Origin of the sequence: Actinomadura graeca, assembly GCF_019175365.1 — a bacterium.
Classification (GTDB): Bacteria; Actinomycetota; Actinomycetes; order Streptosporangiales; family Streptosporangiaceae; genus Spirillospora; species Spirillospora graeca.
In genome coordinates this window covers 616005-638801 of record NZ_CP059572.1, presented here as the reverse complement: position 1 = coordinate 638801, position 22797 = coordinate 616005, and the positions used below count along the sequence as shown (strand labels likewise).

Here is a 22797-nt window from a genome sequence, read left to right as displayed (position 1 = left end):
CCCGTCACTCCAGCGGGGCGCCGGTCACCGGGGCGCCGAGCGCGCTGCCCTTCAGCCACTCGTCCCAGGACTTGGCCCAGGGCGTCGGGCCGTTGCCGAACTGGAGCCGCCTGGACGTCCCGGTCACCGTGATGACGTCGCCGCGGTTGGTGAAGTCGAAGAACCACTTGGCGTCGGCGGGGGCGGCGTTCACGCATCCGTGGCTGACGTTGTCGTTGCCCTGCGCGTCGGTGGACCAGGGCGCCGAGTGCACGAACGTCCCGCTGTAGGTCATCCGGACGTTCCACTTCGTCGGGATGCGGTACTCGCCGGGGTCGCCGGTGGTGGCCGAGTCCATGACGATGTGCGCGGCCTTCTCCTGGGCGATCATCGTCCCGCTGTAGCTGTCGTGGCCGGGCTTGCCGAGGCTGACCTTCATCGTCCGGACGGTCCTGCCGCCGTCGGTGACCGTCGCGCGGTGCCGCTTGGCGTCGATGGTGGTGACGTGCCGGGGGCCGACCTTGAAGGTGAGCGTGCGGTCCTTCATGCCGTACATGCCCTCGCCCGCCTTGAGGCCCGCGAGGTGCGCGACGACCTTCACCCTCTCCCCGGCCGGCCAGTAGTCGCGGGGCCGGAAGTCGACCTCCTTGTCGCTGATCCAGTACCAGGCGCCCTGGACGGGCCGCGACATGCGCACCTCCAAGGCACGCTCGACGGCGGCCTTGCCCTCCTTGGTGGTGACCGGCCTGGACAGCAGCAGCTGCACCGGCATCCCGACGCCGACGGTCTCGCCCTCCAGGGGCGACATGCCGCTCTCCAGCTTCTTGCGCGGCGTGAGCGTCGTGAACGTGGACGTGGCCGTGACCTGCTTGCCGCCCTCGCCGCTGCCCCGCGCCGTCACCGTGTACGTCGTGGCGGGACGCAGGTTCGAGGCCGACCGCCAGGACCGGCCGTCGGCCGCCAGCGTTCCCGGGGCCTTCTGGTTCCCGCCGTAGGTGAGGGTGACGCTCGTCAGCCTCCCGTTGTCGGCCTTGACCGTGACGGGCTGCTCGGGCGCGACCTGCGCGGCCCCGGTCGCGGGGGAGATGGCCAGCCTGGCGGGCGGCCCGCCGTCGCCGTCCCCGCCCTTGCCGCCGCCTCCGGACGAGCAGCCCGCGGCGGCGATGGCCACCGCCCCGACGATCACGGCGCCCGCCGATCCGACCCGGCCCTTGCGCACGACGGCCCTCCCCTTCACTCGACACCGGTGGTCCTGTCAGGTTATGCACGGATTTGTCGAATGAATGCGTATATATCGATCGCGTTCGCCCGCCGCGCGCGGCGGCCCGGCCGTGCGCGGTGACGCGTGGCGGGGATCCCCGCCACGCGTCACCGCCGTGACCTCAGGCGGAGCCGTCCCGCCCGGAGCCGGGGCCCGGCTCCGGCGCGGCGGCGCGGTCGATCAGGAACAGCGTGCGCTCCGACCCCCGCGCGCCCGCGACGGGCGCCCGCGACGGGTCCGTCTCCGACAGGCCCAGCCGGACGGCCTCCGCCTTCGACGCGCCCGACGCCAGCACCCACACCTCGCGCGCCGCGCGCAGCGACGGGAACGTCAGGGAGATCCGGGTCGGCGGCGGCTTCGGCGCGCCGCGCACCGCCACCGCGGCGCGCCCGTCGTCCAGCGCGGGCATGCCGGGGAACAGGGACGCGACGTGCGCGTCCGGCCCGACGCCCAGCATCAGCACGTCGAACGCGGGGACCGGGCCGCCGCCGGGACCGGCCGCCGCGCGCAGCCGCGTGACGTACCGCTCGGCGGCGGCGTCGGGGTCGTCGCCGTCCGGGCCGTCCTGCGCCCCCATCGGATGGACCCGCGCGGGGTCGAGCGGCACGTGGTCGAGCAGCGCCGCGCGGGCGCCGGTCTCGTTGCGCTCGGGATCGCCGGACGGCAGGAACCGCTCGTCGCCCCACCACACGTCCAGCCGCCCCCAGTCGACCGCGTCCCGCGCGGGCGACGCCGCGACCGCGGCGAGCACCGCCGTGCCGACGCCGCCGCCGGTCAGCACCACCGACGCCGACCCGCGCGCCGCCTGGGCGTCCACGAGCCGCGTCACCAGCCGCGCCGCGACGGCGTGGGCCAGCAGGTCCTGGTCGCGGTGGACCACGACGCCCGGGGCCGTCACGCGTCCCTCGGGGGCAGGTCCGGCCCCGGCTTCTTCGGCAGGAAGTTGCGCGCGCGCCCCGGACCGGGCGTGCCGTTCGACCCTCCGGACGCCTCCGGCCCCGGCGGCGGCTTCCCCGGCCCGGCCGGGCCCGGGGGGCGGCCGGACTCCTCGGCGTCCTTCGCGGCGGCCTCGGTCGTGGCCGCGGCGGCCGTCGCCGACAGCGGCTCGCTCGCGACGCCCTCGCTGGTCGCCCCGCCCGCCAGGTCCTTGGCGAACCGGGCCGCCGCCTCCTGGTAGACCTCGTCGGGGTCGAGGCGCCGCAGCTCCTCGGCCAGCAGCTCCGCCATCGGGCGCCGCACCAGCGACACCTGCCGGTCGGGCTGCCCGGGACGGCACAGCGTCGCCACCCGGCCGTCCGGGCGGTCGATCACGATGTCGCCGCCCGACGTCGCCAGCTTCACGCCGGTGATGCCGGGGCCCTCGGAGACCGTCCGGCCGACGGCGACGCCGAGCCGGATCGACAGCCACGCGGCCAGCAGCTCCGCGCTCGGGCTGTCGGGCTCGGCGACGACCTCGCCCGACACGATCTCGTCGTGGTCCTGGTCGAGCGACGCCGCCAGCAGCGACCGCCACGACGTCAGCCTCGTCCAGGTGAAGTCGGTGTCGCCCGGGCGGTAGCCCTCGGCGAGCTGCGCCAGCGTGCCCAGCCGGTCGCGGGCCGCGTAGGAGTCGGTGACGCGCCGCTGCGCGAGCCGCCCGAGCGGGTCCTTGGCCGGGTGCTTCGGCACCTGGCCGCCCGGCCACCACGTGACGACGGGGGTGTCGGGCATCAGCAGCGGGACGACCACCGAGTCGGCGTGCTCGGCGAGCGGCCCGTACATGCGCAGCAGGACGGTCTCGCCGGGGCCGGTCTCGCCCATCCGGATCTCGGCGTCCAGCCGGGAGGAGCTGCCGCGCGGGTCGCGGGAGATGACGGTCAGCACCCGGCACGGGTGCTCGCGCGCCGCCTCGGTGGCCGCGCGGACCGCGTCGTACTGCGCCGACTCGTCCGTCACGATGATCAGGGTGAGCACCATGCCGACGGCCGGGCCGCCCATCAGGTGCCGCGCCTGGGTCAGCGCCTCCTGGATCCTGCGGGTGGAGGTGCCGGTGAGATCGATGTTCATCGTTAGAGTCGCCTCCAGGTACGCCCGTCGCGCGCCATCAGCTCGTCGGCGCTGTCGGGCCCGTAGCCGCCGGACCGGTACTGGTCGAGGCCGCCCCGCTCCGCCCAGTACTCCTCGATCGGGTCGAGGATCTTCCAGGACAGCTCGACCTCCTCCTGCCGCGGGAACAGCGGGGGATCGCCGATCAGCACGTCCAGCAGCAGCCGCTCGTACGCCTCGGGGGAGGACTCGGTGAACGACTCGCCGTAGGCGAAGTCCATGTTGACGTCGCGGATCTCCATCGAGGTGCCCGGCACCTTCGACCCGAACCGCACCGTGATGCCCTCGTCCGGCTGCACCCGCATCACCAGCGCGTTCTGCCCGAGCTCCTCGGTGTCGGTGTGCGAGAACGGCAGGTGCGGCGCCTGCTGGAACACCATCGCGACCTCCGTCACCCGGCGGCTGAGGCGCTTGCCGGTGCGCAGGTAGAACGGCACGCCAGCCCAGCGGCGGTTGTCGATCTCCAGCTTGACCGCGGCGTAGGTCTCGGTGCGCGAGTCGGCGGGGATGCCCTCCTCCTCCAGGTATCCCCGGACGCTGACGCCGCCCTGCCAGCCCGCGGCGTACTGGCCGCGGGCGGTGGACTGGGCGAGGTCGCCGGGTACCCGCACCGAGGACAGGATCTTCGCCTTCTCCGCGCGGACGGCCTCGGCGCTGAACGACGTCGGCTCCTCCATCGCCGTCAGCGCGAGCAGCTGGAGCAGGTGGTTCTGGATGACGTCGCGGGCGGCGCCGATGCCGTCGTAGTAGCCGGCGCGGCCGCCGATGCCGATGTCCTCGGCCATCGTGATCTGCACGTGGTCGACGAACGAGCGGTTCCAGATCGGCTCGTACATCGTGTTGGCGAACCGCAGCGCCAGGATGTTCTGGACCGTCTCCTTGCCGAGGTAGTGGTCGATCCGGAAGATCGACTCCTCGGGGAACACGCGGTGGACGGTGGCGTTCAGCTCCTTGGCGCTCGCCAGGTCGTGCCCGAACGGCTTCTCGATGACCACCCGGCGCCACGAGCGCTCCCTGCGCTCGGCCAGCCCGCTGCGCTGCAGCTGCTCGACGACCTGCGGGAAGAACTTCGGGGGGATCGACAGGTAGAAGGCGTAGTTGCCGCCCGTCCCGCGGCTGTCGTCCAGCTCCTTGACCGCCATGGCCAGGGTGTCGAACGCGCCCGGGTCGCTGAACTCACCGGGGACGAAGTGCATGCCCTCCGACAGGTGCGTCCACACGTCCTCCCGGAACGGGGTCCGCGCGTGCGCCTTCACCGCCTCGTAGGCGATCTGCCGGAAGTCCTCGTTCTCCCAGTCGCGCCTGGCGAACCCGACGAGGGAGAACCCCGGCGGGAGCAGCCCGCGGTTCGACAGGTCGTAGATGGCCGGGAGGAGCTTCTTGCGCGCGAGGTCCCCGGTGACCCCGAACAGCACGAGCACGCACGGCCCGGCCACGCGCGGCAGGCGCTTGTCCCGCGGGTCCCTGAGTGGATTTGCGGCGTTTGTCACGTGACGGCCCCCTCTGCACCTGTGTGGACCGTTCCTGCCCACTGTCCCGTCCTGGTATCGCGGTCCGCCCCGGATGGACGGCCCGCTCTGCACTCATTGCGCATCCTGATATGACCACGCATTTCGTGTCGATGACGTGTCAAGCTCTGTGGCGGCGCGGCACGGGGCGTCGCGGGCGCGGGTGTCGCCGCCGGCGACGCGCTCATGCCCCTCCTCGGGCGGAGTCGAGCAGCCGGGCGAGGCCCGCCCAGCGGTCCTGCAGGTGCAGCCGCACCACCGGCCGGCCGTCCCCGCGCGCCGCGCGGGCGTCGCCGAGGGCCTGCGCGAGCTGGAGCATGCCCAGCCGGTGATGCCGGTCCGGGACCGGGACGTCGCGGACGACGTTTCCGGTCACCAACAGGTATACGCCCTTCTCCCGGAGATCATTCCCGAACGCCGGGTAACGGCAGCCCCAACTGACGGTGACGGGACGGGCGCACCGCGAGGCCAGCAGCGCCGCCAGCCGCCGGACCTGCGCTCCCTGCCCGCGCGCCTCGTCGGCGTCGAGATAGGCGACGATCGCCAGGTGCTCGTCCGGGCCGACCCGCCGGGCGAGCCCGTCCAGCAGGGGCGCCAGGCCGCCGGCGTCCGCGAACCCGGCCTCGCCGGTGTACGCCTCCACTGCGGCGCCCGGCTCGCCGTCCACCAGCAGCGGATCGCCCATTCCCCCGTCGAGGGTCTGCGGGGCGGGACGGGCGGGCGGCGTGAGCGGGTCCAGCTCCAGCAGGTAGGCGGCCACGGCCGCGGCGTACTCCCAGACCACCAGCTGCGCGGCCAGCGGCCCGGACACGGTGGCGTCGTCCTGGCGCGGGCGCCCGTCGAGCGTCACCAGGAACAGGTCGTCGGCGGGTGCCAGCGGCAGGCCCCCGGCCTGGACGACCGGCATGAGCCGCCCGTGGACGGCCTCGTCCAGCAGGCGCCCGATCCACGCCCCGACGCCCGGGAGCCCCGCGGGGTGGCCGCCCAGCACGACCGTCCGCCGCCCGGTGCGCGCGGCGCCGCCGAGGATCGCGCCGAGGACCAGCCCCGGGTTGTTCTCCGGCCGGGTCAGCGACGGCAGGACGGCCGCGGCGCCGTCGAGCAGCGCCGCCGTGTCCGCGCCCGCGAGCGCGGCCGGCACCAGGGCGTAGGGGGACAGGGCGCCGAAGGCGGTGGGCGCCGGGGCCTCGACCACGGCGTGCCCGGCCTCGGCGGCGAGCTTGGCCGGTGCCGCGTCCGGCGCCGCCACCGTGACGAACCGGCGCGCGACCTCGGCGGGGGACAGCCCGGCCTCGGCCAGCATGCGGAGCATCACCCGGCGGAGCGTCTCGGTGCCGGGGTCGTCGCCGGTGACCACGACCACGGTCCGGGCGAGCCGCTCCCGGTCGTCGCCGAGGCGCACCAGCGGGCCCGGCTCCGGGCCGTCCAGCACCGTCAGGGAACCGGGCGCGGAGAACCGGCCGGACGCGTCCAGCGGGTCGAGCGGCCCCGGCGCGCCCGCCGCGTGCCGGACGATCGCCTCCGCCGCCCGCGCCGGGGCGCCGTGGCCGAGCAGGACCACCTCGGAGAGCCCGTCGTCACGGGCCCGGTCGCGCAGCTCGGACGCCCGGTCGAGCACCGCCCGCGCGGCGCCCGGCTGCCCGGGCCAGCACAGCGCCCGGCCCTCCTCGTCGGCGGCGGCCGAGGACGGCCACAGCGTCGCCTCCTCCGAGGCGAGCCGGACGGGGACCTGATCGATCCACAGGCGGCCGAGGACGCGCTCGGCCGCCTCCCGGAGCATCCCCCGGGCGGTGATCGCCGTCTCCCCCGAGACGACCGCGGTGAAGCCGGTCACGTCCCGCGTCCCGCTCCCGCCACGGCCCGCACCGCCTCGGTGAGCACGCCCGCACCGTCGACCGGGTCGCCCAGGTGCAGCCGGAGGACGGGCAGGCCGCGGTTGCGCAGCGCACGCACCTCGGCCAGCGCGCGCGCCAGCTGCAACTTGGCCAGGCTGTAGGGCCGCCCGGGCACGGGGTGCTCGGCCAGCGTGTCACCCGGCGACGGGTCGCCGGTGATGACGAGGAACGCGCCGTTGCCCCGCCCGTCCTTGTGGATGGGGCCGGTGGCGTGGGGATAGGAGGGGCCCGGCCCGTACACCACGGGACGGCCGGAGGCGCGCGCGAACGACGGCGCGAGGTAGCGGCCCGAGAAGTCGCCGGACAGGTACGTCACCACCGACAGGTAGCCCTCGGAGGGCACCGCGGCCGTCAGCCCGCCGAGGACCGTCCGCAGGTCGGCGCCGGGCGGCCACGGGAAGTCGGCGTGCACCTCGATGCCGTCCTCCTCGTACACCGGCGGCTCCGCCGCCAGCGGGCCCCCGCGCGCCGCGCGCAGCAGCGCCGCCGCGTCGTCCTCGGTCTCCTGGACGGACGTGCCGCCCGCCTCGAACGGGTTGACGCCGAGCAGCCACCCGGCGACGGCCGTCGCGTACTCCCACAGCAGGAACTGTGCGCCCAGCGGCGCCCACACCGAGGTGTCGGCGTCCTCCTGGGCCGGCGACCGCGGGTTCAGCGCCACGCCGTGCACGTCCGGGAACGCGCCCTTGACGCCCGGCGGCTCGAACGCCAGCACGCCCCGCCCCCGCTTGCCGGTGCCGACCGCGAGGAGCTGGGAGATCCACGCCCCGAGCGCGCCGGGCCCGCCCGCCTCGCGCAGCATCACCTTGTCGCGGGCGATGGCCCCGGAGCCCTGCTGCGCGCTGCCGCCGAGGATCGCGCCGAGCAGCAGGCCGGGGTTGTCCTCGTCCTTGGACAGCGACGGGACCAGGGACGCCGCCTCGTCCAGCAGCCGCTCGGCGTCGGCGCCCGCGAGCACCGAGGGCACCAGCCCGTACGCCGACAGCGCGCCGAAGTGGCCCGGCAGGTACGGGTCGGTGAGCCCGATCCGGTACCCGCACTGCCGCGCGAAGTCGTGCAGCGGGCTTCCATGGTCGGTGATCACCAGGAACCGGCTCGCGATCTCCCGGTCGGACAGCCCCCGCTCGCGGAACGCGTTCGCGAGGATCCGCCGGTAGGCGTCGCCCTCCAGCGACACGCCCGCCTTGCTGGCCAGCACGACCAGCGTCCGGTCGAGCCGCTCCAGGACGAACGCGAGCCCGGCGGTGTCGCTGCCGTCCAGCACGGTCAGCTCGCCGGTGGGCCGGCCGGGCGCGCCGTGCCGCGGCGGCGCCGTCGCCGCGGGCGCGTGCGCCTCCATGATCGCCTGGGCGGCCAGGCTCTCGGCGCCCACCCCGATCAGCGCGATGTGGTCGAGGCCCGAGTAGCGCGCCTCGGTGACCAGCCCGTCCACCTGCTTCAGCAGGCCCCGGGAGGCGAACGGCAGGTCGAGCCATCCCAGCCGGCTGTGGTCGACCGCTCGCCGTCCCCACAGCCGCGGGTCCTTGGCGGCGAGCGCGCCGGGGACGCCGCAGCCGACGAGGTAGTCCCTCGCCCGCAGCGCCGAGTCCAGCACGTCGCCGCGCGTCAGTACGTCGAATCCGGACACCGTTCCTCCTCCCCCCATCGTTCCAGGAGAGAAAGGGCATCCGCGACCATCTCCCACGATCTTCTGCCACCGGTGAACGGGCTCCGGCCGCGCCCGCCGGCGGTCAGCCGAGGGCGTCCCTCAGCTGCGCGATGCCCTCCCCGCGGTCGAGCAGGTGGAGCCGCGCGGCCGGGCGCGGCAGCGAGCGCAGGACCCGCAGGTCGCCGAACGCCTGGGCCAGCTGGAGCTCGCCCAGGGTGTGGGGACGGCCCGGGACCGGGACGTCGGCGGTGACGGCCCCGGTGATCTGCAGGAACGCGCCGTTCGGCGGGCCGCCCTTGTGGAACTGCCCGGTCGCGTGGAGGTGCCGCGGCCCCCATCCGAACGTGACGGGCGCCGGCCGCTTGCGCAGCTTGGCCGCCCGTGCGGCCAGCAGGGCCCGCAGGTCCGCGGCCCCGGCGTCGCCGGAACGGTCCAGGTAGGCCAGGACTGCGAGGTACCCGCGCTCCGGGACGGCCTCGATGAGCGCGTCCACCGCGTCGGCGAGGTTCCCGGCGCCCCTCAGCAGGTCGTCCGGCGCGTGCACCTCTACCGCGCCCGACACCAGGGCCGGCGGCGTCCGGACCACGGTCGGCGCCGCGCCCTCCTCCGAGCGCAGCAGCGCCGCCGTCGCCGCCGCCGACTGCCCGGCGTCGGGCTCGCTGAACGGGTCGACGCCGATCACCCGCGCCGCGACCGCCGTCGCGTACTCCCACAGCAGGAACTGCGCGCCGAGCGGGCCCGCGACGCTCAGCCCCGCCTCGCGGCCCGGCCCGGGCTCGTCCGGGCGGCGGCCGAGGATGACCCGCCGCAGCTCGCCGGTCAGCTCGAAGCCGGGGGAGTCGACCCCCTCCACCACGACCGGCAGCAGCCCCTTGCCCTGCTTGCCCGTCGCGCCCGCCACCAGCTGCTCGGCCCACCCGGCGAACCCCGCGAGGCCGCTGCCGTGGTCGGCGATCACCAGCTTGTCGCGGTGGGCGAGCGCGGAGGAGCCGAGCGCCGCTCCCAGCGCGAGGGCGGGGTTGTCGTAGGGCTGGCGGAGGGTACCCGCCAGCCGGGACGCCTCGTCCAGCAGGGCGTTCACGTCCACCCCGGCGAGAGCGGCGGGCACCAGCGCCCGCACGCCGAGCGCGCCGAACCGCCCGCCCACGTCCGGCTCGGCCTGGACGACGTGGTGGCCCGCCTCGCGGGCCGCGCCCTCCAGGGACGACCCCGCGTCCGCGACGACGACGAACCGGCGCGCCAGCGCCCCGCCCGTCACGCCCGCCTCGGAGAACGCCCCCGCGAAGACGCGGCGGAGCGACTCGGCCTCCAGGCCGTCCCCGGTCACGACGACGAGCGTCCGCTCCAGCCCCGCGGCGAGGACGCCCGACACCTCGTGCGGGTCGGTGGTGTCCAGGACGGTCAGCTCCGCCCCCGCCGTCCGGCAGACGGCCTCGGTGGCGAGCGCGGGACCGCCCGCGCCGGCCAGCACGACCCGGTCCAGGCCCGCCTCGCGGGCCTCGGCCGCGGGCCCCGCCAGCCGGGCCGCCAGCGACCGGGAGGTCTCCGGCAGGCCCAGCCAGCCGAGGCTGCGGGCGGCCAGCGGGGCCGCGTCCGGTCCCCAGAGCTTGGCGTTGCGGGACGCCAGCGACCCCGGCACGCCGTCGGAGACCAGCCGGTCCAGGACCGTCTCGCCCTCGTCGACGACCGGGCCGCGGATGGTGACCGAGATCCCCCCGGCGGTCACCACCGAGGTCACGCGCCGGCCCTCTTGGACTCCAGCTCCGCGGCGATGGTCTCCAGAAGCTCCTTCCAGGAGACCGCGAACTTCTCGACGCCCTCGTCCTCCAGCACGCGGACGACGTCGTCGTAGTCCACTCCGGCGTCCTTGAGCGCCGCCATGTGCGCGCGGGCGTCGTCGTAGGTGCCGCGGACGGTGTCGCCACGCAACTGGCCGTGGTCGGCCTCGGCGACCAGCGTCGCCTCCGGCATGGTGTTGACGGTCCCGGGCGCGACCAGCTCGTCCACGTAGAGCGTGTCGTTGAGGTCGGGGTCCTTCACGCCGGTGGAGGCCCACAGCGGGCGCTGCGGGCGGGCTCCGGCGTCCTTGAGCGCCGTCCAGCGGCTCGTGCCGAACTTCTCCTCGTACAGCGCGTACGCCAGCCGGGCGTTCGCCAGGCCCGCCTTCGACCGCAGTGCCTTGGCCTCCTCCGAGCCGATCTTGTCGAGCCGCTTGTCGATCTCGGTGTCGACCCGGCTGACGAAGAACGACGCCACCGACGCGATCTTCGACAGGTCGTGCCCGTTCGCGCGGGCCTGCTCCAGGCCCGTGAAGAACGCGTCGATGACCTTGCCATAGCGCTCCAGGGAGAAGATCAGCGTCACGTTCACGCTGATGCCCTCGGCCAGCGCCGCCGTGATCGCCTCCAGCCCCTCCTCGGTCGCCGGGATCTTGATGAACAGGTTGGGCCGGTCCACCATCCACCACAGCGCCCGCGCCTCGGCGACGGTCTTGGCGGTCTCGCGGGCCAGCCGCGGGTCCACCTCGATCGACACGCGCCCGTCGAGGCCGTCCGTCCTGTCGTAGACGGGGCGGAGCACGTCGCAGCCCCAGCGGATGTCGTAGGTGGTGATCGCGCGGGACGCCTCCTCGACGTCCACGCCGCGCAGCGCCAGGTCGCGGACCTGGTCGTCGTAGGCCGATCCCTTGCTCAGCGCCTTGGCGAAGATCGTCGGGTTGGACGTGACGCCCACGACGTGCTTGTCCCTGACCAGCTCCGCCAGGTTGCCCGTGCGCAGCCGCTCCCGGCTGATGTCGTCGAGCCAGATCGACACGCCCTCGTCGGAGAGCCGCTTCAGAATGTCGCTCATCGCTTTCTCCTCGTCTTCGAGTTCGGCGGGGGCCGACGCGGCGCGGGCCCCGCCGGGCGGGGCCCGCCCGGTCAGTTGCCGGTGGTGGAGCCTCGCCCGGCGTCCTTGACGCCGGCCTTGATCAGGCTGGCCTTCGCCGCCGCGACGACCCGCTCGGAGGTGAGTCCGAACTGCTGGAACAGGGTCTTGTAGTCGGCGGACGCGCCAAAGTGCTCCAGGCTCACCGACTCGCCGGCGTCGCCGATGTAGCCGCGCCAGCCGAGCGCGATCCCGGCCTCCACCGACACGCGGGCGCGGACGCCCGGCGGCAGCACCTCCTGGCGGTAGGCGTCGGTCTGCTCCTCGAACCACTCCACGCACGGCATCGAGACAACGCGCGTGGGGGTGCCCCCGGACTGCAGCGCCTCCCGCGCCTCCAGCGCGATCTGCACCTCGCTGCCCGTCGCGATGATGATCACCTCGGGGCGGCCGCCCTCGGCGTCCGCCAGCACGTAGCCGCCCTTGGCGACGCCGTCCGCGGACGCGAACTCGCCGCCGCGCTCCAGCGTCGGCAGCTTCTGCCGGGTCAGCGCCAGCCCCGCCGGGCGGTCGGCGTGCCGCAGGACGGTCCGCCACGCGACGGCCGTCTCGTTGGCGTCCGCCGGGCGCACCACGTCCAGGCCGGGGATCGCCCGCAGCGCCCACAGGTGCTCGACCGGCTGGTGGGTGGGGCCGTCCTCGCCGAGGCCGATCGAGTCGTGCGTCCACACGTAGGTGACCGGCAGCTTCATCAGCGCCGCCAGCCGCACGGCCGGGCGCATGTAGTCACTGAAGATCAGGAAGGTGCCGCCGTACGGGCGGGTGCCGCCGTGCAGGGCGATGCCGTTGCAGATCGCGCCCATCGCGTGCTCGCGGACCCCGAAGTGCAGCGTGCGGCCGTACCGCCCGCCGGGGAACTCCTTGGTCTGGAACTCCTCGGGGATGAAGGACGGCTCGCCCTTCATCGTCGTGTTGTTGCTCTCGGCCAGGTCCGCCGAGCCGCCCCACAGCTCCGGCAGCGCCGGCGCCAGCGCGGTGAGCACCTCGCCGGACGCGGCGCGGGTCGCGAGGTCCTTGCCCGCCGCGAACTCCGGGAGTGCCTCCTCCCAGCCCGCGGGAAGGGTCCGGGCCGAGATGCGGTCGTACTCGGCGGCGCGCTCGGGGTTCGCCGACCGCCACGCCTGGAACGCCGCGTTCCACTCGGCGTGGCCGGCCCGGCCGCGCGCGGTCACCTCGCGGGCGTGCGCCAGCACGTCCTCGGGGACCTGGAAGGTCTCCGCCGGGTCCAGGCCGAGGATCGCCTTGGTCGCGGCGACCTCGTCGGCGCCCAGGGCGGAACCGTGGATCTTGCCGGTGTTCTTCTTGTTCGGCGCCGGCCACCCGATGATCGTCCGCAGCGCGACCAGGGACGGGCGGGACGTCTCGGCCTTGGCGGCGGCGAACGCCGCGGCGAGCGCGCCGACGTTCTCCTCGTAGTCGCCGTTCTCGGTCCAGTCGACGCTGTGCACGTCCCAGCCGTACGCCGCGTACCGGGCCCGCACGTCCTCCGACAGCGCGATCGCGGTGTCGTCCTCGATCGAGATGTGGTTGTCGTCGTACAGCAGCACCAGGTTGCCGAGCCGCTGGTGCCCGGCGAGGGCGCTCGCCTCGTGGCTGATGCCCTCCTCGATGTCGCCATCGGACGCGAACGCCCAGATGGTGTGGTCGAAGGGGGAGCCGCCCTGCGGCGCGTCCGGGTCGAACAGGCCGCGCTCGCGGCGCGCGGCCATCGCCATGCCGACCGCGTTCGCGATGCCCTGGCCGAGGGGGCCGGTGGTCGTCTCCACGCCCGCGGTGTGCCCGTACTCCGGGTGGCCGGGGGTGAGGCTGTCCCACTTGCGCAGCGACTTCAGGTCGTCCAGCGTCAGGGGGTAGCCCGACAGGTACAGCTGGATGTACAGGGTCAGGCTGGAGTGCCCGCAGGAGAGCACGAACCGGTCGCGGCCGGCCCAGTGCGGGTCCGTCGGGTCGTGCTTGAGGAACCGCTGGAAGAGAAGGTAGGCGGCCGGTGCGAGGCTCATCGCGGTCCCGGGGTGACCGGAGCCCGCCTCCTCGACCGCGTCCATGGCGAGGGCGCGGATCACGTCCACCGCCCGCCGGTCCAGGTCGGACCATTCAAACGTGCTGTTGTCCCCACTCACGGAACGCCAGGCTCCTCTCGAACCGCTCTCTGGAACCACTTGTCAGCGATGCCACTTGCCAGTGATGTGCCCGCCGCGGACGCGGGCGCGCCTTCCGCGGAGGCCCCATGGTCGTAACGCCCGGCCCCGCCGTGCGTCTTCCCCTCGGGCCCCTTCCGACCATCGTCCGCATGGCCGACGAAAGATCGTGCCGCGCCCTCCGCGACCCTATCGCGCGGGCGGCCCGCCGCAGGCAGGAGCGTGACCGGCGGTCCGCGCCGCTCCGACACCCTGCCCGATCGGCGTGCCGCTAACCTCCGTCCGCGCCCCGCCTGCGCGGGCCTGCCGGCGACCCGGTGAGCGACCCGCGGAGGGGTCGGTCTACAGTGATTGCGCGGCTGACGGCAGCCGCCGCGGTATCTTCACCAAGCCGAAGTCGCACCCAAGCCGAGGCCGGCCCGGATCGCGGGGGGCACCACCGAGGCGGCGCGCGATTTCCCATCCCTAGTTGGACGTGGACCCGATTGTGACGGTGCTCAGTAACAAGCGCGGGGTCGAGCTCGACGAGCAGGTGCCGGAGGTGCCCGTGGCCCCCCTCGAACCGGTGGCCGGCCCGGTGGCCGCCGGGCGGTCCCTCGGCGGCGCGCGGGCGCTCGGCGCGAGCCTGCGGGCCTACGTGGCGCTGACCAAGCCGCGCGTGATCGAGCTGCTCCTGATCACCACGATCCCGGTGATGTTCCTGGCCGAGCGCGGCGTCCCGCGGCTGTCCACCGTCCTGCTGACGCTGGCGTTCGGGACGATGTCGGCCGGTGCCGCCAACGCGGTCAACTGCTACATCGACCGCGACATCGACGCCAAGATGCGCCGCACCCGGCGCCGCCCGCTGGCCCGCCACCAGGTCACCCCCGCCCGCGCCCTGATCTTCGGGATCACGCTCGCCGCGCTGTCCACCGCCGGGTTCCTCGTCACGGTGAACCCGCTCGCCGCGGCGGGCTCGCTGTTCGCGATCCTGTTCTACGTCTTCGTCTACTCGCTGCTGCTGAAGCGGCGCACCTCCCAGAACGTGGTGTGGGGGGGCATCGCCGGGTGCATGCCCGTGCTCATCGGCTGGGCGGCGGTCACCGGCGGCGTCGCGTGGACCCCGTTCGTGCTGTTCGGCGTCGTGTTCCTGTGGACGCCGCCGCACACCTGGACGCTCGCCATGCGCTACCGCGAGGACTACGCGGTCGCCAAGGTCCCGATGCTGCCGGTCGTCGCCGGGGAGCGCCGCGTCGTCACCGAGAGCCTCGCCTACACCTACGCGACCGTGGCCTGCTCGCTGCTGCTGTGGCCGGTGGCCGGGATGGGACCGGTGTACGGCGCCGTCGCCGTCGTCCTCGGGCTGGTGTTCCTCGCCGAGGGCCACCGGCTGCTGAGGGCGGTCCGCGCCGGGGTGACCGGTGTCCACCTGCGGCCGATGCGCTTCTTCCACCTCTCCAACGTCTACCTCGCGTTGCTGTTCACGGCGGTCGCCGTCGACCCGCTGCTCCACTGAGCCCGCCCGGCCTGCCCCGGCCGCCACCGTCCTGTCCCCCTCCGTGACGGGACGCGCTTCGCGCTCCGCCCGACGTGCCCGATACGCTCGCGTCATGGCGCGTGTCGATCCCAAGGCGGTGCTGGAGGGGCGGATCCCGGGCCGGCCCCCGGTCGCCCTCATCGCGGGACTGACCGTCTCCGGCTTCTGCGCGGTGGTCGCGCTCGGCATCGACGCGCTCTACGGCGGCGCCGGGTTCTGGGTGGGGGCGCTCCTCGCGATCATCCCGATCCCGCTGCTGATCGCGCTCGCGCTCATGCTGGACCGGCTGGAGCCCGAGCCGCCGCGCGCCCTGGTCTTCTCGTTCATGTGGGGCGCGGGCGTCGCCGTCCTCGGGGCCCTGGTGCTCAACACCCTCGGCCTGCTGTACGTGACCGTGCCGATCTTCGGCGAGCAGAAGGGGCACTTCGTCAGCGCCACCTTCGGCGCCCCGCTGATCGAGGAGTCGCTGAAGGGCGCCGTGCTGTTCGGCCTGCTGTGGTTCCGCCGCAACGAGATCGACGGCTTCGCCGACGGGCTGATCTACGCCGCGATGGTCGGGCTGGGCTTCGCCATGATGGAGAACATCACCTATTACATGCGGGCCTTCGACGACGGCGGCGCGCAGCAGCTCACGTCGGTGTTCGTCCTGCGCGGGCTGATCGCGCCGCTCAGCCACCCGCTGTTCACGGCGATGACCGGCCTCGGCGTCGCCTACGCCGCGACGCACCGCAGGGGGCAGGTCCTCGCGCCCGTCCTCGGCCTGCTCGGCGCGATGCTGCTGCACGGGCTGTGGAACGGCGCCACCACGTTCGGCCTCGGCGGCCTCGGCGTCGTGTACGTCCTGGACTTCTGCGTCCTCGTCGCGCTGATCGTGATCGTCGCGGTGGAGCGCCGCAACACCGTCCGGCGGATCGAGGCGTACCTGCCGATGTACGCGGGCACCGGGCTGGTGACGCCGCAGGACGTGCGGATGCTGCGCTCGATCCCGTCCCGGCGGGCCGCCCGCCGCTGGGCGCGCTCGGTCGGCGGCGCGCCCGCCGGGCGCGCGATGGTCGACTACCAGCTCGCCGCGACCGAGCTGGCGCTGCTGCACAAGCGCGCCGACCGGGGCGTCGCCGAACCGCACTGGTTCGCCGCCCGCCGCGAGGCCCTGCTCGGCCTGATGGCGCTGGCCAGGCAGGCGTTCCTGCGCACCCCGCCGCAGGCGCGGCAGGGCCCGCCGTGGGCGCCGGACGGGCCGTCCGGGTTCCTCCCGCCGCAGGCCCCGGGGCCCTATGGCGTGTGACCGGGGGCCGGATCCCGGCGGCGGGCACCCGGCCATACGATGGTCCCCGTGGCCGAACGATCCCCGAACCCGCTGACCCGGGCGCGCGACGCCGTCTGGCGTCCCACCGCCGGGTCGCTGCGGTTCCTGGCGCTGCTCGGCGTCATCGGCAACGCGGCGATCGTCGCGACCGGCGGTGCCGTCCGGGTCACCAAGTCGGGGCTCGGCTGCCCCGATTGGCCCCGCTGCACCGGGGACAGCCTCGTCCCGACGCACAGCCCGGAGCACCCGGCGCTGAACATGGCGATCGAGTTCGGCAACCGGATGCTCACGTTCGTCGTGCTGGCGGTCGGCGTGCTGGTGTTCGCCGCCGCGCTGCGCCTGCGGCCCCGCCGCCGCGACCTGGTCCGGTGGGCGCTGGCCCAGCCGATGAGCGTCGTCGCCCAGGCCGTGATCGGCGGCATCGTCGTCCTCACGGAGCTGCACCCGGCGTCGGTGTCCCTGCATTTCCTCGTCTCGCCCGCCCTGCTGGTCTTCTGCGTCGTCCTGTGGGTCCGCGCCGGGGAGGGCGACGCGCCGCCCCGGCCGCTCGTCCCGCGTCCCGTCCGCCGCCTGGCCGCCGGGCTCGTGGCCGCCTGCGGCGCCGTCCTCGTGACGGGCACGGTCGTCACCGGCACCGGCCCGCACGCGGGGGACGCCGAGTCCCGCCGCTGGGGTTTCAACATCGAGGACGTCACCCGCGTGCACAGCGTCCTTGCCTGGGCCGCGGTCGCCCTGACGGTCCTCACCGCCGCCGCGCTCCACCGTGTGGGCGCGCCGCCGGCCGCGCGCCGCCGCGTCCACGAGCTGATCGCCCTGGAACTCGCCCAGGGGGCGGTGGGCTACATCCAGTACTTCATGGGTGTGCCGGGGCCGCTGGTGGTGCTGCACATGCTCGGCTCCGTCCTCATGTGGATCGCCGCGTGGCGCCTCGTCTGCGCCCTGCGGGACCGGGGGCCCGCGCCGGTGACCGCGTCGCCCGCGCCCGGTCCTGCGGCGGCCGAGGCGCCTCAGCCCGCCTGACGCCCCTGGACCGCCTCCCACGGGGGCCGGACCGGGGATCTGCGCCGCGTCCGGTGGCTCAGGGCTTCTTCTGGAGGAACTCGCGGAGGCGCGGCAGGGGCCAGGTGTTGATGACGTCGTCGGGGGTCAGCCAGCCCCGCTGGGCGGTGCCCACGCCGTAGCGGATGTTGGCGTGATGGCCGACGGAGTGGGCGTCGGTGTCGATCGCGAACACGACCCCGAGCCGCTTGGCCCGGCGGACCAGGTCGGCGGGCAGGTCGAGCCGGTCGGGGAACGAGTCGATCTCCATGGCGGTGCCGGTGCGGGCGGCGGCGCGGAAGACCTCGTCCCAGTCGGCGTCCACCGGCGCGCGGCGGCCGATGCTGCGGGCGGTGGGGTGCCCGATGACGTGGACGTGCGGGTTCTCGCAGGCGCGGACGAGGCGCCGGGTCATGTCCCGCCGGTCCTGCGTGAAGTGGGAGTGGACGGAGGCGACGCAGACGTCGAACGCGGACAGGAAGCCGGCGTCCCAGTCGACGCCGCCGTCGGGGCCGATGTTCAGCTCGGTGCCGTGGAGGAGCACCAGCCCGGGATAGTGCTCCTGGAGCGCGGCGATCCGGTCGCGCTGGGCGAGCATCTTCTCGTCGGTCATGCGCTGCATGACCAGGTCCGGCGCGTGGTCGGTGATCGCGTAGTACTCCAGGCCGCGGGCCGCCGCGGCGTCGGCCATCTGCTCCAGCGTCGCGACGCCGTCGGTCAGGTCGGTGTGGCTGTGCAGGTCGCCCCGCAGGTCCTCGACGGTGACCAGGGAGGGGAGGGCGTCGCCGAGCGCGGCCTCGATCTCGCCGGTGTCCTCGCGGAGGGCGGGGTGGATCCAGGGCAGGCCGAGCCGCCCGTAGACCTCCTCCTCGGTCTCGGAGACGACCAGCTCGCCGGATCCGGCGTGGAACAGGCCGTACTCCGACAGCTTGAGGCCGGCCTTGACCGCGATCTCGCGGGTGCGGATGTTGTGGGCCTGGGAGCCGGTGAAATACTGGAGGGCCGCGCCCCACGACTCGGGCGGCACGACCCGCAGGTCGACCTGGAGGCCCGTGGACGTGCGGATCGAGGTCTTCTTGTCGCCTCCCGCGACGACCTCGGCGGCGAACGGCAGCGCGGTGAACGCCTCCATGACCGGGCGGGGATCGCGGGACGCGGCGAGGACGTCGACGTCCCCGATCGTCTCGCGCATCCGGCGCAGCGACCCGGCGTGCGCGCAGCGCTCCACCTGCGGCAGCCGGGACAGCGCGGCGACGACCTCGTCGGCGACGCCCGCGGCCGCGTCGACCAGGACGCGCTCGCCGGCGTCGCGCATCAGCCCGATGCCGCGCAGGATGTTCTCCTCGGTCTTGGCGCCGAAGCCCTTGAGGCCGGCGAGCCGGCCCTCGGCGATGGCGGCGGCCAGCTCGTCCACCGAGGAGATGCCGAGCTGCTCGTAGACGGCCAGGGCCTTCTTCGGGCCGAGCGTCGGGATGGCGGTGAGGGCCCGCACCCCCGCGGGGATCTGCAGGCGCAGTTCCTCGACCTGCCGGATCGTGCCCGTGGCCGTGTAGTCGAGGATCTTCTTGGCGATGGCGTCGCCGACCGAGGGGATCGCGCGGAGCCCGGCGAGGTCGAGGCCGGTGATGTCGTCGGGGTGCCCGGCGACGGCCCGCGCGGCCTTCTCGTACGCCCTGATCTTGAACGCGTCGCCGCCCGTGATCGAGAGCAGGTCCGCCAGTTCCTGGATGAGGGCCGCCGCCTCGTCGTTCGCCCGTGCCATACCGGCGAGTCTACGAGCCGGGTCCGACGCCGCCGGGGACCGGCGGGACGCTCAGCGCAGCGGCGCGACCGGGCCGCCGGGCGCGGCCAGCCGTCCCTCCAGCACCTCGCCGGCGACGGCGGCGACCTCGTCGGCGGGCAGGGCGCGGTAGCCGTCCTCGGTGACGACGGCGATCGTCGGGTAGATGCGCCGCGCCGGGTCCGGCCCGCCGGTGGCACTGTCGTCGTCGGCGGCGTCGTAGAGGGCCTGGACGCAGACGGTGGCGGCGTCCCGGATCGACAGGTCCGGCCGGTAGAGCTTCTTCAGGGCGCCCAGCGCGTACGGGGAGCCGGAGCCGTCGGCGTGGAAGCCGCGGGCCTCCTGCGGGGCGCCGGTGATGTCGTAGGTGAAGATCCGCCCGGTGTCGGCGCCCGGCTCGTATCCGGCGAACAGCGGGACGACGGCGAGGCCCTGGAGCGCCTGCGCGAGGTTGGCCTGGATGACGGCGCCGAGGCGGCGGGCCTTGCCCGGCAGCGACAGCGGCACGGTCTCCATCTTCTCGTAGTGCTCCAGTTCGACCTGGAAGAGGCGCACCATCTCCAGGGCGAGGCCGACGGTGCCCGCGAACGCCACGGCCGAGTACTCGTCGCCGCGCTGGACCTTCTCCAGCTCCCGGTAGGCGATGCGGTTGCCCTGGGTGGCGCGGCGGTCCCCGGCCATCATGACCCCGCCCGGGAACGTCAGCGCCAGGACGGTCGTGCCATGCGGCAGCTCGGGGACGGTCCCGGCGTCCGGCACCCGGTTGACCGGCAGCAGGTCGGGGGAGTGGACGCGCAGGAGGTCGACGAACGACGCCGATCCCGCCTCGAAGAACTCGGGCGGCACTCCCTGGTCCTCGGTCCGGCCGGTCACGGCGGCTCCTCTCCCTGTCGGCGATCGTCCGTACCGATCCTTGCACGCCGCCGAGGGCGGTCGCGACCCGGCGGAGCGCCGGTCAGGCCTCGGGTGCCTCGGGCGGGTCCTTCTGCCCGCGGGTGGCGCCCGCGCACGCCACGATCACGCAGCCGATCGCGATCCACTGCCGCCCGCTGAGGACCTCGCCGAGGATCACCACGCCGGCCAGCGCCGCGACCGCGGGCTCCATGCTCATCAGGATGCCGAACACCCGGGCGGGCATCCGCCGCAGCGCCTCCAGCTCCAGCGAATAGGGGATCACCGAGGACAGCAGCCCGACGCCGACGCCGATCAGCAGCAGCTCCGGGTCGAGGAACGCGGCGCCGCCGGACGCGGCGCCGAGCGGCAGCACCACGGCCGTCCCGACGACGCTGGCCAGGGCGAGGCCGGTGGAGCCGGAGAACCGCCGTCCGGTGGCGGCGGTGAGCAGGATGTAGGCGGCCCAGCACGCCCCCGCCAGCAGCGCGAAGCCGATCCCGGCGAGGTCGGCGTCCCCGCCGCCCCGGGCCAGCAGGACGACGCCCGCGCCCGCCAGCACCGCCCAGATCAGGTCGCGCGGGCGGCGGGACGCGACGATGGCGACCAGCAGCGGCCCGAGGAACTCGATCGTCACCGCGACGCCGAGCGGGATACGGGAGAACGACTGGTAGATCGAGAAGTTCATCAGCGCCAGCGCCAGCCCGAACCCGCCCGCGACGGCGAGGCTGGAGCGGGAGTGGTCGCGCAGCACCGTCCGCAGCGCCCGGCGGGCGACGAACGCCAGCACGATCGCCGAGGTGAGCAGCCGGATCGTCACGACGGCGCTCGGCGGCAGCCGGTCGAACAGGTGCTTGGCGAGGCCCGCGCCGACCTGGACCGAGACGATGCCGATCAGGATCAGCGCGGGCGGCGGCACCGAGCCGAGCGACAGCGCCCGGCCGCCTCCCGCCGCACGGGCGGCGCCGCCGGGGGACGGCCCGGGCGCCTCAGCGAGTGCCACCGGTCACTCCCACTCGAAGAACCGGGCCGCGAGCGCGAGGCCCGCGACGGCCCAGACGGCCAGGATCACCAGCGGCCCCCCCGGGAACGCGGCGCCGTCCTGCAGGACCCGCCGCAGCCCGTCGGCCAGCGCCGACACGGGCAGCAGCTCCAGGACGTGCCGCACCCCGCCCGGGAACTCCTCCAGCGGGAACACCACGCCGCCCGCGGCCAGCAGCAGGACGTACACGAGGTTGGCGGCGGCGAGGGTGGCCTCGGCGCGCAGCGTCCCGGCCATCAGCAGCCCGAACCCGCTGAACGCGGCGGTGCCGAGCAGGATCAGCGCGAGCGCCGACACCGGGTCGCCGTGCGGGTGCCAGCCGAGCGCCAGCGCGACCGCGCAGACCACCACCGCCTGGAGGGCCTCGACCGCGAGGACGGTGAGGGTCTTGGCGGCGATGAGGCCGCCGCGCGGCAGCGGCGTGGCGCCGAGCCGCTTGAGCACGCCGTAGCGCCGCTCGAAGCCCGTCCCGATCGCCTGCCCGGTGAAGGCGGTGGACATCACCGCCAGCGCGAGGATCCCGGGGGTGAGGAAGTCGACGCGGCGGCCGGCGCCGAGGTCCAGCAGGGACGTGGCGCTGAACAGCGTGAGCAGCACCACCGGGATGATCAGCGTGAGGAGGAGCTGCTCGCCGTTGCGCAGCAGCGTCCGGAGCTCGTAGCCGGCCTGCGACAGCACCATCCGCGGCAGCGGGGCGGCGCCCGGCGCGGGGGTGAGGTCCAGCGGGTCCGCCGCCGAGGGGCCCGCGCGGCGCGGTGTCGTGGCGGTCATGGGCGCAGCTCCCGTCCGGTCAGCTCCAGGAAGACGTCCTCCAGGGTGCGGCGCTCGATCCGCAGGTCCTCGGTCAGGACGCCGTGGGAGGCGCACCAGGCGGTGACGGTGGCCAGCAGCTCGGGCCGCACGTCCGCCTCGATCACGTAGTGCCCGGCGGGCGACTCCTTGGCGGCGCTCCCCGCGGGCAGCGCCGCCAGCAGCTCCTCCAGGCCGAGCGCGGGACGGGCGCGGAAGCGCAGCTGCCGCTCGGCGCCGGTGAGCCCGGCGGGGGCGTCCTCGGCCACGACGGTGCCGCGGTCGACGATGACCACCCGGTCGGCGAGGCGTTCGGCCTCCTCCATGTTGTGCGTGGTGAGCACCACCGACACGCCCGCGGCGCGCAGCGCCTCGATCAGCTCCCAGGTGGCGTGCCTGGCCTGCGGGTCGAGCCCGGTGGTTGGCTCGTCGAGGAACACCAGCTCGGGCCGCCCGACCACGGCGACCGCCAGGGACAGCCGCTGCTGCTGCCCGCCCGACAGGCGCCGGAACGGGGTGCGGGCGTGCTCGGTGAGGCCGAGCCGCGCGAGCAGCGCGTCCGGGTCGAGGGGGGAGGAGTGGAACGAGGCGACGAGCCGGAGGAACTCCGCGGCCCGCGCCGTGCCCGGAACGCCGCCCGTCTGCGGCATCACGCCCACGCGGGGCTTCAGCGCCCGAGCGTCGGCGACCGGGTCCAGGCCGAGCACGCGCACGGACCCGGCGTCGGGGCGCCGGAAGCCCTCGCAGATCTCGATCGTGGTGGTCTTGCCGGCCCCATTGGGCCCGAGCAGGGCGGTGACGGCGCCCCGGGCGGCGCTGAGCGACAGGCCGTCCACGGCCGTCACCGTGCCGTAGCGCTTGACGAGCGAGGCCAGCTCGACCGCGCCGTCTCCGGGGGGTGTCATGCAGACGAGTCTAGGTCCGGGCCTGGCCCGTTCCGCGCCCGGCGCCGCCCCCGCGCGTTTCCGCGGGCCGGGCGCCGGGTAGCTCACC

At 74.8% G+C, this 22797-nt stretch carries 16 protein-coding genes and 1 pseudogene; 3 read left to right on the top strand and 14 right to left on the bottom strand.

What is annotated here, in order from left to right; all coding sequences use genetic code 11:
* Positions 1-4: 4 nt before the first annotated feature.
* The 9 genes and pseudogenes from AGRA3207_RS03140 to tkt form a co-directional block, all read right to left on the bottom strand.
* On the bottom strand, positions 5-1198 hold the full coding sequence (locus AGRA3207_RS03140) for a L,D-transpeptidase (RefSeq protein WP_231333044.1): 1194 nt from the start codon (positions 1196-1198) through the stop codon (positions 5-7).
* Between the two features lie 163 nt (positions 1199-1361).
* On the bottom strand, positions 1362-2138 hold the full coding sequence (gene pgl, locus AGRA3207_RS03135) for a 6-phosphogluconolactonase (RefSeq protein WP_231333043.1): 777 nt from the start codon (positions 2136-2138) through the stop codon (positions 1362-1364).
* 236 nt (positions 2139-2374) lie between these two features.
* Positions 2375-3286: pseudogene (locus tag AGRA3207_RS03130) on the bottom strand (glucose-6-phosphate dehydrogenase assembly protein OpcA); the annotation flags it as partial.
* Between the two features lie 2 nt (positions 3287-3288).
* Positions 3289-4815 carry a glucose-6-phosphate dehydrogenase gene (zwf, locus tag AGRA3207_RS03125; RefSeq protein WP_231333041.1) on the bottom strand — a complete coding sequence of 509 codons (1527 nt, stop codon included), beginning with the start codon at positions 4813-4815 and terminating at the stop codon, positions 3289-3291.
* Between the two features lie 202 nt (positions 4816-5017).
* Entirely contained in the window at positions 5018-6667 is a 1650-nt protein-coding gene (locus AGRA3207_RS03120) for a glucose-6-phosphate isomerase (protein WP_231333040.1), read from the bottom strand.
* A complete protein-coding gene (locus tag AGRA3207_RS03115; protein ID WP_231333039.1) occupies positions 6664-8355 on the bottom strand; it encodes a phosphoheptose isomerase in 1692 nt (563 codons plus the stop codon). Before AGRA3207_RS03115 ends, AGRA3207_RS03120 begins: the two co-directional genes overlap by 4 nt.
* A 103-nt stretch (positions 8356-8458) precedes the next feature.
* Complete coding sequence (locus AGRA3207_RS03110; RefSeq protein WP_231333038.1) at positions 8459-10114, bottom strand: glucose-6-phosphate isomerase; 1656 nt, start codon at positions 10112-10114, stop codon at positions 8459-8461.
* Complete coding sequence (tal, locus tag AGRA3207_RS03105; protein WP_231333037.1) at positions 10111-11226, bottom strand: transaldolase; 1116 nt, start codon at positions 11224-11226, stop codon at positions 10111-10113. Before tal ends, AGRA3207_RS03110 begins: the two co-directional genes overlap by 4 nt.
* Before the next feature lie 71 nt (positions 11227-11297).
* Positions 11298-13349 (bottom strand): transketolase, encoded by a 2052-nt coding sequence (gene tkt, locus AGRA3207_RS03100; RefSeq protein WP_420830900.1) that lies wholly within the window; start codon positions 13347-13349, stop codon positions 11298-11300.
* A gap of 580 nt (positions 13350-13929) precedes the next feature.
* On the opposite strand from tkt, the gene AGRA3207_RS03095 reads away from it, so the two are divergent.
* The 3 genes from AGRA3207_RS03095 to AGRA3207_RS03085 all read left to right on the top strand — a co-directional run bounded on the left by AGRA3207_RS03095 (position 13930) and on the right by AGRA3207_RS03085 (position 17284).
* Positions 13930-14937 (top strand): heme o synthase, encoded by a 1008-nt coding sequence (locus tag AGRA3207_RS03095; RefSeq protein WP_420830862.1) that lies wholly within the window; start codon positions 13930-13932, stop codon positions 14935-14937.
* Positions 14938-15031: 94 nt separating this feature from the next.
* The gene (locus AGRA3207_RS03090; RefSeq protein ID WP_231333035.1) at positions 15032-16243 is read left to right on the top strand and encodes a PrsW family intramembrane metalloprotease; all 1212 of its coding nucleotides are present in this window, start codon (positions 15032-15034) and stop codon (positions 16241-16243) included.
* A 39-nt stretch (positions 16244-16282) separates the two neighbouring features.
* Positions 16283-17284 carry a COX15/CtaA family protein gene (locus AGRA3207_RS03085; protein ID WP_231333034.1) on the top strand — a complete coding sequence of 334 codons (1002 nt, stop codon included), beginning with the start codon at positions 16283-16285 and terminating at the stop codon, positions 17282-17284.
* A 58-nt stretch (positions 17285-17342) separates the two neighbouring features.
* Here the strand turns inward: AGRA3207_RS03085 and polX are convergent, their stop codons facing one another.
* The 5 genes from polX to AGRA3207_RS03060 form a co-directional block, all read right to left on the bottom strand.
* A complete protein-coding gene (gene polX / locus AGRA3207_RS03080) occupies positions 17343-19064 on the bottom strand; it encodes a DNA polymerase/3'-5' exonuclease PolX (protein ID WP_231333033.1) in 1722 nt (573 codons plus the stop codon).
* 51 nt (positions 19065-19115) lie between these two features.
* Positions 19116-19955 (bottom strand): proteasome subunit beta, encoded by an 840-nt coding sequence (gene prcB / locus AGRA3207_RS03075; protein ID WP_231333032.1) that lies wholly within the window; start codon positions 19953-19955, stop codon positions 19116-19118.
* A gap of 82 nt (positions 19956-20037) precedes the next feature.
* Positions 20038-20976 carry an EamA family transporter gene (locus AGRA3207_RS03070; RefSeq protein WP_231333031.1) on the bottom strand — a complete coding sequence of 313 codons (939 nt, stop codon included), beginning with the start codon at positions 20974-20976 and terminating at the stop codon, positions 20038-20040.
* A 3-nt stretch (positions 20977-20979) separates the two neighbouring features.
* Complete coding sequence (locus tag AGRA3207_RS03065; protein ID WP_231333030.1) at positions 20980-21786, bottom strand: ABC transporter permease; 807 nt, start codon at positions 21784-21786, stop codon at positions 20980-20982.
* Complete coding sequence (locus AGRA3207_RS03060; protein WP_231333029.1) at positions 21783-22709, bottom strand: ABC transporter ATP-binding protein; 927 nt, start codon at positions 22707-22709, stop codon at positions 21783-21785. The genes AGRA3207_RS03065 and AGRA3207_RS03060 overlap by 4 nt, the downstream gene beginning before the upstream one ends.
* Positions 22710-22797: the final 88 nt, after the last annotated feature.